This is a genomic window from Corynebacterium sp. HMSC05D03, assembly GCF_001807205.1.
GTDB lineage: Bacteria > Actinomycetota > Actinomycetes > Mycobacteriales > Mycobacteriaceae > Corynebacterium > Corynebacterium aurimucosum.
In genome coordinates this window covers 82,298-95,866 of the sequence record NZ_KV788165.1, presented here as the reverse complement: position 1 = coordinate 95,866, position 13,569 = coordinate 82,298, and the positions used below count along the sequence as shown (strand labels likewise).

Genomic DNA, 13,569 nt, shown 5'->3' with positions numbered 1-13,569 from the left:
TGCAACGGCAGTGACAGTAAGGCCGGGTTTAAGCTCTTAAAGGATGAGACCCGCCAACCGGAAGACGGTTGACGGGTCAGTCGGCGTGGGTGGTGCGTGAGCTAGTGGCCGGTGCCGATTTCTAGGTGCATGCCCGGAACCGAGTTGATGAGGTTGCGGGTGTACTCCTGCTGGGCGTTTTCGAAGATATCGTCGGCGGTGCCCTGTTCGACGGCCTGTCCCTTCTTCATGACCACTACGTCGTCGGCGGTCTGGCGGACCACCGCGAGGTCGTGAGTGATGAAGAGATACGACAGGCTGAGCTCCGACTGCAGCTCCGCGAGGAGCTGGATGATCTGGTTCTGCACCAGCACGTCGAGGGCGGAGACAGCCTCATCGAGGACGATGACCTCCGGGCGAAGAGCCAGCGCGCGGGCAATGGCGATACGCTGGCGCTGGCCGCCGGAAAGCTCGTTGGGGTAGCGGCGCATGGCGGAGCGGGGCATGGAGACCATGTCGAGAAGCTCGGCCACGCGGGCCTCACGTTCCTTGCGCGAGCCCACCTTGTGTAGGGCCATAGGTTCCTCGATGCACTTATAAATCGAGTACATCGGATCCAGCGAACCATAGGGATTCTGGAAGACCACCTGCATCTTGCGGCGGAGTTTGAAGAGCTCCTTCTTCGACAGCGTCGAGGTATCGCGGCCTTCAAACTCGATGGTGCCGGAGGTCGGCTCCAAAAGACCCAACACCATGTTGGCCACCGTGGACTTGCCGGAACCGGACTCGCCCACCAGCGCAAGGGTGGTGCCGCGGCGGATGTCGAAGGAGACATCATCGACGGCCTTCAGCAGCTTCTTGCCGCCGCGCTGGCCGCGGATATCGAATTCCTTGGTGAGGTTACGAACCGAGATGACCGGGGCCTGAGCCGCGGAGGATGAACCTTCAGCGGAATCTGCAGCGGTGGAACCAGACTCGGAGGCGGCGCCGATCGCCTCACCCGACTTCAGCTCCTTGGTCTCCACACCAGCTTCCTTGGCCGCGCGGATGCGGGAGGAGGCGAGGGAGGGGGCGGCGTCGACAAGCCGGCGCGTGTAGGGGTGCTGCGGGGAGCGCAGAATCTCTCGCGAGGGGCCCGACTCGACGATGCGGCCGCGGTGCATCACGATGAGGTGCTCCGCGCGCTCGGCCGCCAGACCGAGGTCGTGGGTAATGAAGAGCACCGCGTTACCCAGCTCCTCGGTGAGGTGCTCCAGGTGGTCCAGGATGGTTTTCTGCACCGTCACGTCGAGGGCGGAGGTGGGCTCGTCGGCGATGAGCAACTTCGGGCGTGCGGCCAGGCCAATCGCGATGAGCGCGCGCTGGCGCATACCACCAGAGAACTCGTGGGGGTACTGCTTGGCGCGGCGTTCGGCGTCGGGAAGCCCGGCTTCCTCCAGAAGCTCCACCACGCGTTCGTGGCGCTTGGAACCCTCCACCACGTGGTTGGCCTTGAGAGACTCCTCAACTTGCGTGCCGATGCGCCACACTGGGTTGAGGTTGGACATCGGATCCTGCGGGACCAGGCCAATCTTGTCACCGCGCAGCGATTCGAATTGCTTGTTGTTGTAGTGAGTGATGTCCTCGCCCTCAAAAAGGATCTGGCCGCCGGTAACCTTGCCGGTGCCCGGTAGCAAGCCGAGGATGGACATCGCCGTGGTGGACTTACCGGAACCGGACTCGCCCACGATGGCCACGGACTGGCCAGGGTAGATGGACATGTTGACGCCACGCACTGCTTCAACCACACCGGTGGAGGTGGTGAAGGAGATATGGACGTCCTTCATTTCAAGAAGTGGCTTAGTCATTAACGCTTCCTCGCCTTCGGATCGAGTGCATCGCGGACGACGTCACCCATCATGATGAAGCTCAACACGGTTAGGCCCAAAGCGCCCGCCGGGTAGAACAGGACTGCCGGAGCGACGCGCAGGGAAGCCTGCGCGTCGGAAATGTCTCCGCCCCAGGACACGAACGTCGGCGGCAGGCCGATGCCCAGGAAGGACAAGGTGGCCTCCGCGACGATGTAGGTGCCCAGCGCCACGGTGGCGTAGGAGATGATGGGCGCGGCCGCATTCGGCAGGATGTGGCTGAACAAGATGCGCCAGCTCGACGCACCGATGGAGCGCGCGGATTGCACGAATTCCTCGTTCTTGATGGAGACCACCGCGCCGCGCGTGATGCGGGCAATGGAGACCCAGCCGAAGAGGCCGAGCACCAAGACCACCGTGACGATGGTGCGGTGCTCCTTGAACATCTGCATGACCACGATGGCGGCGAGCACCAGCGGGATGGCGAAGAAGATGTCGGTGATGCGGGAGAGAACAGAGTCGATCCAGCCGCCGAAGAAGCCGGCGATAGCGCCGATCATTGAACCAAGCACTACGACGAGCAGCGTGGTGAGGACGCCGACGGCTACCGACGCGCGCGCACCGTAAATCACGCGGGCGTAGATATCGCAGCCTTGGCGGTTGAAGCCGAAGGGGTGGCCTGGCTCGGCGGGGGCGAGGGACTTGGACAGCTCGCACAGGCGCGGGTCGGTGCTAGTGAAGAGGTTTGGTGCGATGGCTAGGAGGATGGCCACGAGAATCATCACGGCCGCAATCCAGAACAGTGGGCGACGGCGCAGGTAGCGCCATGCCTCCCCCCACTGGGAGGAAGGCGCGGACTCGTCCTTGACGGCATCGACCGCGCCGAGACCCGTTTCATCGGTTTCCGAGACGAAGTGCTCTTGGCCCGGGTAGGGAGTGGTTTTCTCGAAATTAGGCATAGCGGATCCTCGGATCAAGTACGGCGTACAGGAGGTCAACGAGCAGGTTGGCGATGATGTAGATGATCACCAGCACGGTGGTGAAGGAGACGATTGTGGTCGGCTCACCACGCAGAATGGCCTGGTACATGGTGCCGCCGACGCCGTTGATGCCAAAGATGCCCTCGGTCACGATGGCGCCGGTCATGAGCGCACCGATGTCGGCGCCGATGAAGGTGGCCACGGGAATCAGCGAATTGCGCAGCACGTGGCGGCGGGTCACCGCGCCGTTGGACAGACCCTTGGCGCGGGCGGTGCGCACGTAGTCGGCGCGCAGGTTCTCCGCCACGGACTGGCGGGTCAGGCGGATGACGTACGCCAAGGAGAGCGCGCCGAGCACCATGGCCGGCATGAGGAGAGACTTCACTGTGGCGTTAGCGCCGACGGTAACCGGCAAGACGCCCCACTTAATGCCCACGAGGTACTGGAAGACAAAGCCGATGACGAAGGAAGGCACCGCGATGACGAGCAGGGAGATGACCAGCACGGTGGAATCGAAGAAGCCCCCGCGGCGCATGCCGGCGAAGACACCGAAGAGGATGCCGAAGGCGGACTCAAAGATAATGGCCATGACGGTCAGCTTCACAGTAACCGGGAAGGCGTTAGCCATCACCTGGGTTACGGGAACCCCGGAGAAGGTCGTACCGAAGTCCAGCATGAAGATGCCCTTGATATAGAGCAGATACTGAATGATGAACGGCTTGTCGAGGTTGTATTCCGCCTCGATGCGGGCACGGGCAGCCTCGGTAAGGCCGCGGTCACCGCCAAGGGCTTCGACAGGATCGCCGGGCATCAAGAAGACGAGCGCATAGATGAGCAAGGTAGCTCCGAAGAACACCGGAATCATCTGGAGCACTCGGCGCCCGATATAGCGCAGCATAGTGTGGTCCTTTACTCGTTGTGGGGCAGGTGCTTGCCAGCGTCGGGACGCGGGGCATAGCTTACGAGAATTCTAATGTGTGATCCCACGCTTCGAGAAATCTATAGCGCGTTTCTAATCACACTTTGGGGGTGAAAACGCGGGGCGACCCCCGCTCCATGGAGGTTGCGGGGGTCGTGCGAAGTGGCCAGGGGTGGCGTTACTTCTTGGTGATGTTGTAGTACACCGGCTGGGACTTCCAGGAGAAGACGACGTTGTCGACGTTCTCGGAGTAGCCACCGGTGGCGTTGGAGTACCACAGCGGGATAGCCGGCAGGTCCTTGAACAGGACTTCCTGGGCCTCGGTGTACTTCTTGATGGCGTCTTCCTCAGAGGTGGAGGTCAGGGCTTCGTCGAGAAGCTTGTCAAACTCCGGGTTGGTGTAGTCACCGTCGTTGGAGGAACCGTTCGTCTTGTACAGCGGGGCCAGGAAGTTGGCCTGGCTCGGGTAGTCCGCCTGCCAGCCGGTGCGGAAGGCGGTCTTGATGGTGCGGTTGGTCACCTCATCGCGCAGGGACTTGAAGTCCGGGTACGGTGCGCCAACAGCCTCGATGCCGAGGGTGTTCTTGATGGAGTTGGTGGTGGCATCCACCCAGCTCTTGTGGCCACCGTCGGAGTTGTAGGCAATCTCCAGGCTCGGGTTATCCCACTTGTTGAGCTTGTCGGCCTCAGCCCACAGTTCCTTGGCCTTCTCCGGATCGTACTCAAGGACTTCGTTGCCCTTGATGTCCTCGGAGTAGCCCGGCATAACCGGGGAGGTGAAGTCCTTGGCCGGGGTGCGGGTGCCCTTGAAGATGGTCTCGGTGATCTCCTCGCGGTTGATGGCGTGGGAGATGGCCTGGCGGCGCAGGACGCCTTCTTCGCCGGAGTAGTGCTCGAGGTTCTCACCCAGGGTGAAGGACTGGAAGATAGCAGTCGGCTGGTTCACTGCACGGTCGCCGAGGTCGGCCTCGTAGACGTCGAAAGCGGAGTCCGGAACGGCGTCGAGGACGTCGAGGTTGCCGGAGAGCAGGTCGGCGTAAGCAGCGTCCTGAGAGGCGTAGAAGACGAACTTGATGCCGTCGTTCTGCGGGGTCTGGCCACCCTTGTACTCCTCATTCGGGACGACGGTGGCGTCCTGGTTGTGGTTCCACTCGGACAGCTTGTACGGACCGTTACCAATCGGGTTCTGGCCGAAGGCGTCCATATCCTCCAGGGCAGACTCGTGCAGCGGGTAGAACGCGGAGTAGCCCAACTGTGCCGGGAAGTCCTGCTCCGGGCTGTTCAGGGCGATGGTGAAGGTGAGGTCATCGACGACCTTGAGGCCCTCCATCTCCTCGACGCCTTCCTCGAAGCCCTTGATGTTGGCAAAGAAGGAAGCATTGAGCTGATCGTTAGCCACAGCGTAGTTCCACGCATCCACGAAGTTCTTCGCGGTCACCGGGGAGCCGTCGGAGAACTTCGACTCCTTGAGCTTGACGGTGAACTCGGTGTTGTCGTCGTTCGGCTCGATGGATTCAGCCAGCTCGTTCTGGGCTTCGCCATCGCCGTCGTAGTAGACCAAGCCGGCGTAGATGGAATCGACGATGCGTCCGCCGCCGGTTTCGTTGGTGTTGGCCGGGATGAGCGGGTTCTGCGGCTCGGAGCCGTTGACAGTGATGATGCCATCACCGGAGCCGGAAGCAGAATCCGAACCGGAGTTGTCGCCACCACAGGCCGCGAGGGTGAGCGGCAGGGTAGCGACAGAGAGAGCAGCGAGTGTCTTCTTGAGCGTCATGTGGGGCTTAGACCTCCGTAGTGCGAAAGATGAAGAAAACCTGTGATGTTGGTTTTATATGAAGCTACCGCGTGGCTCGTCTCATATACAAGGAATTGAAAAATATGTCCGGTGATAAAAGCTATCGAACGGTAGGTATTTGTCTTTAACCTGCGCTTTTGTCAAAGAATTAAAAAAGTCCCATCCCCCTGAGAGGGGTGGGACACGGAGAGGTGCTGAATGTTACCTATCTCGCAGCCATTGGATGATGGTTTGGGCGAAGCCATGCGGGTTCTCAAGATAGGGCAGGTTCTTTGCATTGGGGATAGTGGTGGCGGTGAAGTCCCCACGGCAGCGCCGCGCCGCCCGCCGCGCCACCGGCCGCCACAGCATCTGATCGGCGTGGATGAACAGCGTCGGGCACTGCACGGTGAGCTCAAGCCAACTCAGCGGAACCACGGCGGTACGAAGTCGGTGGTTCCAGGTGATTCCCCGGCGGACGTTGCCAATGCGGGAAGAAGTCACGCGCAGGCGCAGGGCTTCCTCGCGCTCGGCGCCGCTGAAGGATCCGAGGGCGTCGAGATCCATCTCCCGGAGGTAAGTGGACTCTCTCAGCAGGAGGCTCGGAGCGCCAATTTTTCCCAGGCGGCACAACACTGCGCGCAGGAGAACCCACCCAAAATCCCAGGGGCGCGCGGCGATAGCGCGGCGTAAATCAGCCGGGTGTGCTGCCGAAACAGAAACCAGCCCGCGTACCCGCTCGGGCCGCTCGGTAGCCAGCGCCCAGGCCACCGCACCGCCGGTATCCGCGCCAACCAGGTAGGCGTCATCGTGGCCTAATGCGCGGATGGCACCGCTGACATCGCCAACCGCCACGCGGATATCCTGGCCGGGTTCGAGCGGTGGTTTGTCGGACATGCCAAAGCCGCGCATGTCTAGGGCGGCGACGTGGAAGCCTGCGGCGGCAAGCGGGGCAATGACATTCCGGAAGTCGAACCACCCACCAAAGGAACTATGGAGCAGCAGCACCAGCGGGTTATCCGGGTCGCCAGCGGTAGCGGCGTGCAGGCGGATGCCGCGCGTGTGCAGGAACTCGTGCTCAAAGGGGCCGTCAAGCTCCACTACGGAGGGCGGTAGGGGATTCATGGGCGGGCCTTTCGTGGGAAGGGTGCACAGAAGAAATCCGCCCCGAACGCATGTGCTCGGGGCGGGAGATTGAAAAGGACCTTAAAGGTTTAGGTGTAGAGGCCACGCTCGATGGACTTCTCAGCCTTACCCGGTACCAGCTTCTTGAGTTCCTTCGTGGACTCGATGGTCTTCTCCGGGGCCTTGACCTGCTTGACCTGCTTGAAGCCGATGAAGGCCACGACGGCGGCTAGGACGACCATGATGAGGAAGACGATTAGGAAGGCAGCCCAGCGGTCGAGCCACACGGCGAGCAGCTCCGCCAGGAAGAAGAAAAAGAAGAAGGAGCTGTACAGCGCCACGGTGCCGGCCACGCCGAACATGCCCGCGCCGATGCCGCCCTTCTTGGCAGAAGCAGCGAGCTCGGTCTTGGCCAGCTCGACCTCGGAGCGAACCAGCTGGGACATCTGCTCGGTGGCGTTGGATACGAGCTGGCCGATGGATGCTTCGCCACGGCGGGAGGTATCCGCATCGCTCAAGGGAATGCTGTCTACCTTCGGGGCGAACTTGTTGGACCCGTCAGTGAATAGTCCGTCGTTGCTCACGGTTAAATACTCCTACTGTTTTGTCGCAATCTATATCGGCCATAGTAATGAACTTTCCAGCGTTCATGTGGTGCGGCCCGCAAAGTGGGTACGGCGTTATTGTAATGGGTATGCCGCATTCTGACCCGCTGACCCCGCTGATGGCCCTTTCTGGGGTGAAGGATAAAGCTGCTTCTGCCGCCTCAGCGTTAGCGCGCGTGCACCGCCGGCCCGCGGGCTTGCGCAAGTTCGACGTCATTTCTTCAGAGTCGCTCTTGCGCGGTGCGCGGGCGGCCGCGGCGATCGACGGGGCACCGCTTGAGGCTGACGGTATCCCGCCCGCGGTCAGCGCTTATTCCCTTCTCGCCCCCGAAAAACAGGCGGCTACGGTGCGCACCTTCGCGCGGGCTCCGCTGCAGATCCTGGCCAGCATTGATGTTGCGGCGGGTGGCGCGGGCCACCCTGATCAGAATCCGGCGGTGGCGCAGGCGCTAGCACAGCTCATCACGCGCGGGGCCGGTGTGGATTTTGACCGCTTGTTACCGGTGGTGCTGCACGCGGAGATTGCCGCGCGCTCGTTGTTCGGTGCGCGCAGCACAGTCGTGGCGCTCGTTGCCGCGCGCACCGCAGCCATCCATACCGGTTTCGATCCGCGGGGCTTTGCCGTGCCTGAGACCTACCTCAACCGGCATCGTGCGGACTACCGCGCGGCGTTGGGCACCTATGACAAAGATCCGGCGGCGCTTATCACGCTGCTTCTCGACGCCTGGGAAGCCGGCGCCCGCGAAGCCGACGGCATCGCGCAAGCGGCCTAATCACGCAGCTGCTGCCGCGCAAAGAAAACACCGCCGACCACGAGGGCCGCTATGCCGGCCACGACCGCTGAGCCGATACCGAACTCGCGGGCACTGGGCGCGGTGAAGAGCGGAACGGGGTGCTTAAACGTGCGGATTTCCCAGTCGTGGGCGATGGCGTGCTTCTTCAACAAGCGGTCCGGGTTCACGGCAACGGGGTGGCGAACCTGCTCTAACATCGGGATATCCGTGGCGGAATCGGAGTAAGCAAACGATACATCGGGGTCGACGTTGAGCTCCTGAGCAATGCGTGCCAATGCCTCGGCTTTTGCGGCGCCTTTGCAATAAAACAGAATCTCTCCGGTGAATCGGCCATCTTCTTCGGCGAGCTCGGTGGCCACGACGTGCTCGATGCCTAGTTCCTGCGCGATGGGCTCGACCAGCACGCTTGCCGACGCCGAGATGATCACCACTTCGTGGCCGGCGGCGCTGTGGGCGTCGATAAGCGCGCGTGCCTCCGCATAAATGGCGGGGGTGACTACTGAATGCATGGTCTCCACCGCGATGTCGTGGACTTCCTGAACGGACCAGCCGGCGGCCATCGCGGCGAGCTGATCGCGGGTGGTGTCCATGTGCTCACTGCTGTGGCCGGCGAGCATATAGCTGGCTTTAGCTAAGGACAGTTGGAGCGCCTCGGCATGGGTAATGAGCCCGTTGTGCATGAACTCGCGGCCGAAGGCATAGGCCGAGGACGTGGCAATGATCGTTTTGTCCAAGTCGAAGAACGCGGCCGCGCGGGTGGCGCCGTCAGTGGGGGAGGGGGTACCGGTCATCGAGAAGGCCTGCCGTTGGTGTGCGAGTTACCCTGCTCATCGTAGCCTCTTAGCAGGCAGAATCGGGAGTGCGCAAACATATTGCCAGAAAACTCAAGGAATGTTGGATTTCGCTGTTGTCATCTCTTGGTTCGCGTGCCATAATGTCATGTGCAAGGCCCCGATATACAGTGCGGCCTGCCCCGGCGCACCCCCCGATGCCGGGTTACCGATGGCCCGCGCACACCCCCCCGAGGCGCGGGCCATCACCTTTCTCTTTTAAGCCAACATGCCCCCAGTCCCAGTGTTGCCGTGGCATTCAGATATGTGACTAAGGTCGTTGCACTCGTAGAGCTGGCACTCTGGAATTATCCTTGATCCACGTCGCGGCTTCGGGATCAATGAATTTCGCTACCATGTGGATAGCGTTATCAACAGAGTCAAGATGTGCGATTTCACCAGGGATATTGTGTTGTTGGACGATTGATTCGTGGTGAGAGCACCTGTTTCTCATTTTGTAAATAATGACTACAAGTTCTTCGAATTGCTGTCTGTCGTCGGGTTTTACCTTCAATGCCTTTTCTATCTGCGGCCAGATGCTCGCCTGATAGTGGCTACTTAAGAGGAAGCGCCAGAAATCAAAACTGAGTTCAGCGATGATTTTTCCTGGTGGTGCTTTCCTCCCTCCGGCTCTCTTCATTGCTTTGTGGATGCTCTTGGCTGCTTCACTGCTGAAATTTATTCGATGGTTGTCAAACCACCGTTCGTCGTATCTGCGCGTTAGGGCGGTGTGGATGCAATTGCGGAGGAGCACTTCGAGATGCTCAATGTCGGCGAGATAGGTCTTTGTAAGGTGAGTATTCCAAAGGTATAGCGCTTCTGGAGTTGGATGGGCAGCGTAACGGCTCATGCGCGCAGATGAAAACCACTGAGATAGTGGTAGTAGGGCGGATTCTGGATTATTCATTATGGATATGCTAGTTTTTCTGTTGAAAGCCTCGGAACGATCCCTGCACTACAAAAGTAGGAGTAAATCGCCGGGGTTATTGATGTTTTTGGCTTTCCCTAAGCCTAAGCCCGTTGTATGGCTTGTGAGTTTTTCTTAGGACACGACGTGGCGGGTTCCCTGTGAATTGTAGGCTTTAAACCCCGTTAAATTTGTTTAAACGTCATCAAAACCGGCGTCTATAGATGAAAACTGCGGAGTTATCCACAGGCGGCTAGGAAGCCCTAGCGCGTGGTAGGTGTGCTCGCGCATGCTTCGGGCATGAGCACGTTTCACCTAGTTATCGCAGTCGGGGATGCCGCACTGCGAGCAGAAGCAGCTTCCGCGGCTGCTGCCAGTACTGCGGAAGTGAGCACCGTCGAGGATCCGCGGGACTTTTCCCGCCACCTGCCGAAGGCGGATGCTGTCTTAGCTGATTCGCTGACGGCCCGGCTCGTGGCGGGGCATCCGCGGGTGTATTTCCTGGCGCTGGATCCGGGGCCGATCGATTATGAGGCCGCACTCTGTTGCCGTGCGACTGCCGCCTTCATCGTCCCAGCCCAATCGAAAGAACTCCTGGGCGCATTAGCCGCGGACGCTACCCCTGAGACCACCGTGTCCACTGGTTTAACCCTGGCGGTGACCGGGTCCGCTGGGGGCTTGGGTGCCTCGACCGTGGCGGTGGCGCTGGCCCGCGAGGCGGGCGCGGACCTCCTGGTTGATGCGAGCCCGTATTCCGGCGGCCTCGACTTGCTCACCGGCATTGAGAACAAGCCCGGCGCGCGGTGGCCGGATCTCGCCGCAGGGACCGGTTCGGTTGATGCAGCAGACCTTGTGCGCGCCTTGCCCACCACCCCGGATGGCATAGCGGTGCTCTCAGCTGCGAGGTCCGCCAACGCGGAGGTGGCCCAGATGACCGCGACCCGGCGCGCGGCGATTATGCAAGCAGCGTGTTTATATCCAGGGACCGTCGTGGTGGACTGCCCACCGTGGGATATCCCCGATGCGGCGGATCACGTGGTGGTGCTGACCGCCGCTGAGGTGCGGGCAGCCGCCGCCTGCGCGCAGCTGGTGGCAGAGCTTCGCGCCCGGCCGCAGGAGTGCTCCGTCGTCGTGCGCAACCGGCAGTGGGCGGGTCTGGACGCCAGCGATATTGCCACGGTGACTCATGCAGAACCCATCGCTGAGTTGCCGACGATCCGTGGTTTGACCCGCACGGTGGAAACCAGTGGGCTGCCGCGTCAGCTGCCCCGAGCCCTTGTGCGTGCCGCGCGCCAGATGTGGGAGGCCGTGGCATGAACCTGATCGATACGATGCGCACTATCGTGGCCGCCGAGCCGCAGCTGGCCCACGATGCACCGGCCTTGGCGCGGCGTATTCGCCAGGAGGCCGGAGTCATCAGCGATGTCGATGTGCTCGACCTTCTGCAGCGCTTGCGCCACGATTCCGTGGGCTTAGGATTATTGGAACCGGTCCTATCGCTGCCGGGGCTGACCGATGTTGTTGTTAATGGCCCCGATTCCTGTTTCGTCGATTGCGGGCAGGGCCTGCAGCCGCGTGATATCGGCTTTGCCGATGACGCCGAAGTACGCCAGCTTGCTACCCGGCTGGCTGCGGTGGCGGGCGTGCGGCTGGATGATGCGCAACCTTTTGCCGATGGGCGCCTGACCCGCCCCGATGGCACGAGGATCCGACTTCACGCGTTGCTTGCGCCTCCTTCAGCAAGCGGAACTTGCATCAGCCTTCGTGTGTTGCGCCAGGCGCAAACCAGCCTGGAGGAGTTAATAGCCAATGGCAGCATTGATTCCAGCTTGGAGCATGTCTTGCGGGCCGTCGTTGAGTGCCGGGCATCCTTCCTGGTCACTGGTGGGACCGGCTCCGGCAAGACGACGTTGCTCGCTGCCTTGTTGGGGTGCGTGCCCGTCACCGAGCGCTTGCTCATCATCGAGGACACCCCGGAGCTTTCCCCGAATCACCCGCACGTGGTGACCTTGGTATCGCGCCGGGCCAACGCGGAAGGGCGCGGCGAGATTTCTATGTCGCTCCTGCTCCGCCAAGCGCTGCGCATGCGCCCAGACCGCATCGTCGTCGGTGAAATCCGCGGCGCGGAGGTAGTGGAACTGCTTGCCGCGCTCAACACTGGGCACGATGGTGGGGCTGGCACCGTGCATGCCAACTCTGTTGATGAAGTACCCGCCCGCATGGAGGCCCTCGCCGCGCTGGGAGGACTCGACCGCGTGGCGCTGCACTCGCAGCTAGCGGCCGCAGTGCACGTGGTTCTTGGGATGGAGCGTACCCCGCAGGGTCGACGCCTCGCACACCTCGGCGTGCTGGAGGGAAACCCGGTCACGCCTCAGCTGGTGTGGACGGCCGAAGAGGGCCCGCTTCCCGGGTTTGCGCAGCTGTGTTCGCGGTTGGGGGTGGAACCATGATGTGGCTGTTCCTTGCAGCGGCGTGTTTGCTCTCGCAGCCTGCTTCGGTGACGCGGCTGGAATCTCCGAAGCCTCGCTCGCTGGCACCCGCGGCTGTCTTCCTCGGGGTCGGGTGCTGTGTCTTTTTCGGCAGGCCCACTGTTGTGGTGGCGGTGGGCTGCATTGTGGCCTGTGCGCTGTGGTTTGCCAATGACCTGGCAGCCGCCCGGCGCCAGCGCCGCGGTGCTGAGGCACTCGCCTCCTATTTTGGTTCTATTGCCGCTGAGCTGCGGGCGGGCTCGACAACGGCGGGCGCGCTGCGTCGGGGTGCAGATGCCCTTCCTGACTCCACTCCGGAGAGTCTCCGCGACGCGTTGAGCACAGCGGCGGGACTCGCGGCGCAAGGGGGCTCACCCGCGGTTGCTCTCAATGCACCGGAGGTTGCGCGCTATGCAGCGCTGCTCACGCTCTCGGGGCGTCATGGCGTGGCGTTGGCGAGTCTCATTGAGCAGGCCCAAAGCCAGCTGGATACTGCGCGCCGCCATGCCGGTGAGACCGCTGCCTCTTTGCAGGGGCCGCAGGCCACCGCGGTTATCCTGGCGTGCTTGCCGCTGGCGGGCATTCTCATGGGTGGGGCGATGGGTGCGGATTCTCTGGGGTTCTTGTTGGGTGGTGGCTTAGGGGGCGTGCTTCTCGACGTCGGCGTGGCACTCGTCTGCGCCGGCTTTGCCTGGTCGCGCCTCATTCTGCGGAAGGCGGCGCAGTGATGGTCTTGACCTATATCTCCACTGCATTAATGGCCGCGGCACTCGCTATCACGGCTGTTGCGCCCTCTGGGCGGATTGCCGAGTCGGGCTCGCGCACGCCGCGCCCGAAGACGCCGCGCGATGGTCCAGACACGGACTACAGTGCGCTTGATGCAGCCAGCGACCTGGAGCTCTTCGCCGCATGCCTGGAGGCCGGTCTCTCCACGCGCAGTGCCGTGCTAGCTGTCGCTGAAGCCTCGCCGCGGTGGTCGGAAGCGGCCGCTCTCATTGGGGTAGGGGTTCCCATGAACACTGCGTGGTCGGCGTTGGCCAGCCAGCCGCATTTGGAAGAACTGGTGCGGCTTACGCAGCTGTCTGGTGAATCGGGCGCTGCCATGGCAACTGGGTGCCACCGGTTGGTGGCGCAGCTGCGTGCCGAAGCCTCGGCACAAGCTACCGCGCGGGCGGAGCGCGCTGGTGTGTTCATCGCAGCACCGCTGGCAGTGTGCTTCCTTCCCGCTTTCCTGGTCCTTGGGTTGATACCTGTTCTCATCAGCTTGGGCCAGCAACTCTTCTAAGTCAGCACATACAACCAACCGTTCAACTAACCACTCACTAACTCAGCACACGCAAC

General features: G+C 62.0%; 13 protein-coding genes. 5 read left to right on the top strand and 8 right to left on the bottom strand.

From position 1 onward, the window contains the following. Positions 1–101 precede the first annotated feature (101 nt). The 6 genes from HMPREF3147_RS02235 to HMPREF3147_RS02210 form a co-directional block, all read right to left on the bottom strand. Positions 102–1,826 carry a dipeptide ABC transporter ATP-binding protein gene (locus HMPREF3147_RS02235; protein ID WP_070444144.1) on the bottom strand — a complete coding sequence of 575 codons (1,725 nt, stop codon included), beginning with the start codon at positions 1,824–1,826 and terminating at the stop codon, positions 102–104. Further along, the gene (locus HMPREF3147_RS02230; RefSeq protein ID WP_070444142.1) at positions 1,826–2,785 is read right to left on the bottom strand and encodes an ABC transporter permease; all 960 of its coding nucleotides are present in this window, start codon (positions 2,783–2,785) and stop codon (positions 1,826–1,828) included. The genes HMPREF3147_RS02235 and HMPREF3147_RS02230 overlap by 1 nt, the downstream gene beginning before the upstream one ends. Then, positions 2,778–3,704 (bottom strand): ABC transporter permease, encoded by a 927-nt coding sequence (locus HMPREF3147_RS02225; RefSeq protein WP_070444140.1) that lies wholly within the window; start codon positions 3,702–3,704, stop codon positions 2,778–2,780. The genes HMPREF3147_RS02230 and HMPREF3147_RS02225 overlap by 8 nt, the downstream gene beginning before the upstream one ends. Before the next feature lie 199 nt (positions 3,705–3,903). Next, entirely contained in the window at positions 3,904–5,499 is a 1,596-nt protein-coding gene (locus HMPREF3147_RS02220; protein WP_070444138.1) for a peptide ABC transporter substrate-binding protein, read from the bottom strand. A 222-nt stretch (positions 5,500–5,721) separates the two neighbouring features. Continuing rightward, positions 5,722–6,624, bottom strand: coding sequence for an alpha/beta fold hydrolase (locus HMPREF3147_RS02215; RefSeq protein ID WP_070444135.1), 903 nt, complete (start codon positions 6,622–6,624; stop codon positions 5,722–5,724). Positions 6,625–6,713: 89 nt separating this feature from the next. Beyond that, positions 6,714–7,208: a phage holin family protein gene (locus HMPREF3147_RS02210; RefSeq protein WP_070444132.1), complete on the bottom strand. Its 495-nt coding sequence runs from the start codon at positions 7,206–7,208 to the stop codon at positions 6,714–6,716. Positions 7,209–7,312: 104 nt separating this feature from the next. Between HMPREF3147_RS02210 and HMPREF3147_RS02205 the strand changes: the two genes are divergently transcribed. Further along, on the top strand, positions 7,313–8,002 hold the full coding sequence (locus HMPREF3147_RS02205; protein WP_070444129.1) for an oxidoreductase: 690 nt from the start codon (positions 7,313–7,315) through the stop codon (positions 8,000–8,002). On the opposite strand, the gene HMPREF3147_RS02200 is transcribed toward HMPREF3147_RS02205, so the two are convergent. After that, positions 7,999–8,814, bottom strand: coding sequence for an HAD family hydrolase (locus HMPREF3147_RS02200; RefSeq protein WP_070444127.1), 816 nt, complete (start codon positions 8,812–8,814; stop codon positions 7,999–8,001). The genes HMPREF3147_RS02205 and HMPREF3147_RS02200 overlap by 4 nt on opposite strands. A 310-nt stretch (positions 8,815–9,124) precedes the next feature. Next, positions 9,125–9,760 (bottom strand): Abi family protein, encoded by a 636-nt coding sequence (locus tag HMPREF3147_RS02195; protein WP_070444124.1) that lies wholly within the window; start codon positions 9,758–9,760, stop codon positions 9,125–9,127. A 300-nt stretch (positions 9,761–10,060) separates the two neighbouring features. On the opposite strand from HMPREF3147_RS02195, the gene ssd reads away from it, so the two are divergent. From ssd to HMPREF3147_RS02175, 4 genes are read left to right on the top strand one after another with little or no spacing between them, the layout of a single operon-like run. Further along, positions 10,061–11,077, top strand: a complete 1,017-nt coding sequence (gene ssd / locus HMPREF3147_RS02190; protein WP_070444159.1) for a septum site-determining protein Ssd — start codon at positions 10,061–10,063, stop codon at positions 11,075–11,077. Next, positions 11,074–12,210: a TadA family conjugal transfer-associated ATPase gene (locus HMPREF3147_RS02185; protein ID WP_070444121.1), complete on the top strand. Its 1,137-nt coding sequence runs from the start codon at positions 11,074–11,076 to the stop codon at positions 12,208–12,210. The genes ssd and HMPREF3147_RS02185 overlap by 4 nt, the downstream gene beginning before the upstream one ends. After that, entirely contained in the window at positions 12,207–12,956 is a 750-nt protein-coding gene (locus HMPREF3147_RS02180; protein WP_070444118.1) for a type II secretion system F family protein, read from the top strand. Before HMPREF3147_RS02185 ends, HMPREF3147_RS02180 begins: the two co-directional genes overlap by 4 nt. Next, a complete protein-coding gene (locus HMPREF3147_RS02175; RefSeq protein WP_070444115.1) occupies positions 12,956–13,513 on the top strand; it encodes a type II secretion system F family protein in 558 nt (185 codons plus the stop codon). Before HMPREF3147_RS02180 ends, HMPREF3147_RS02175 begins: the two co-directional genes overlap by 1 nt. The last annotated feature ends 56 nt before the right edge of the window (positions 13,514–13,569 follow it).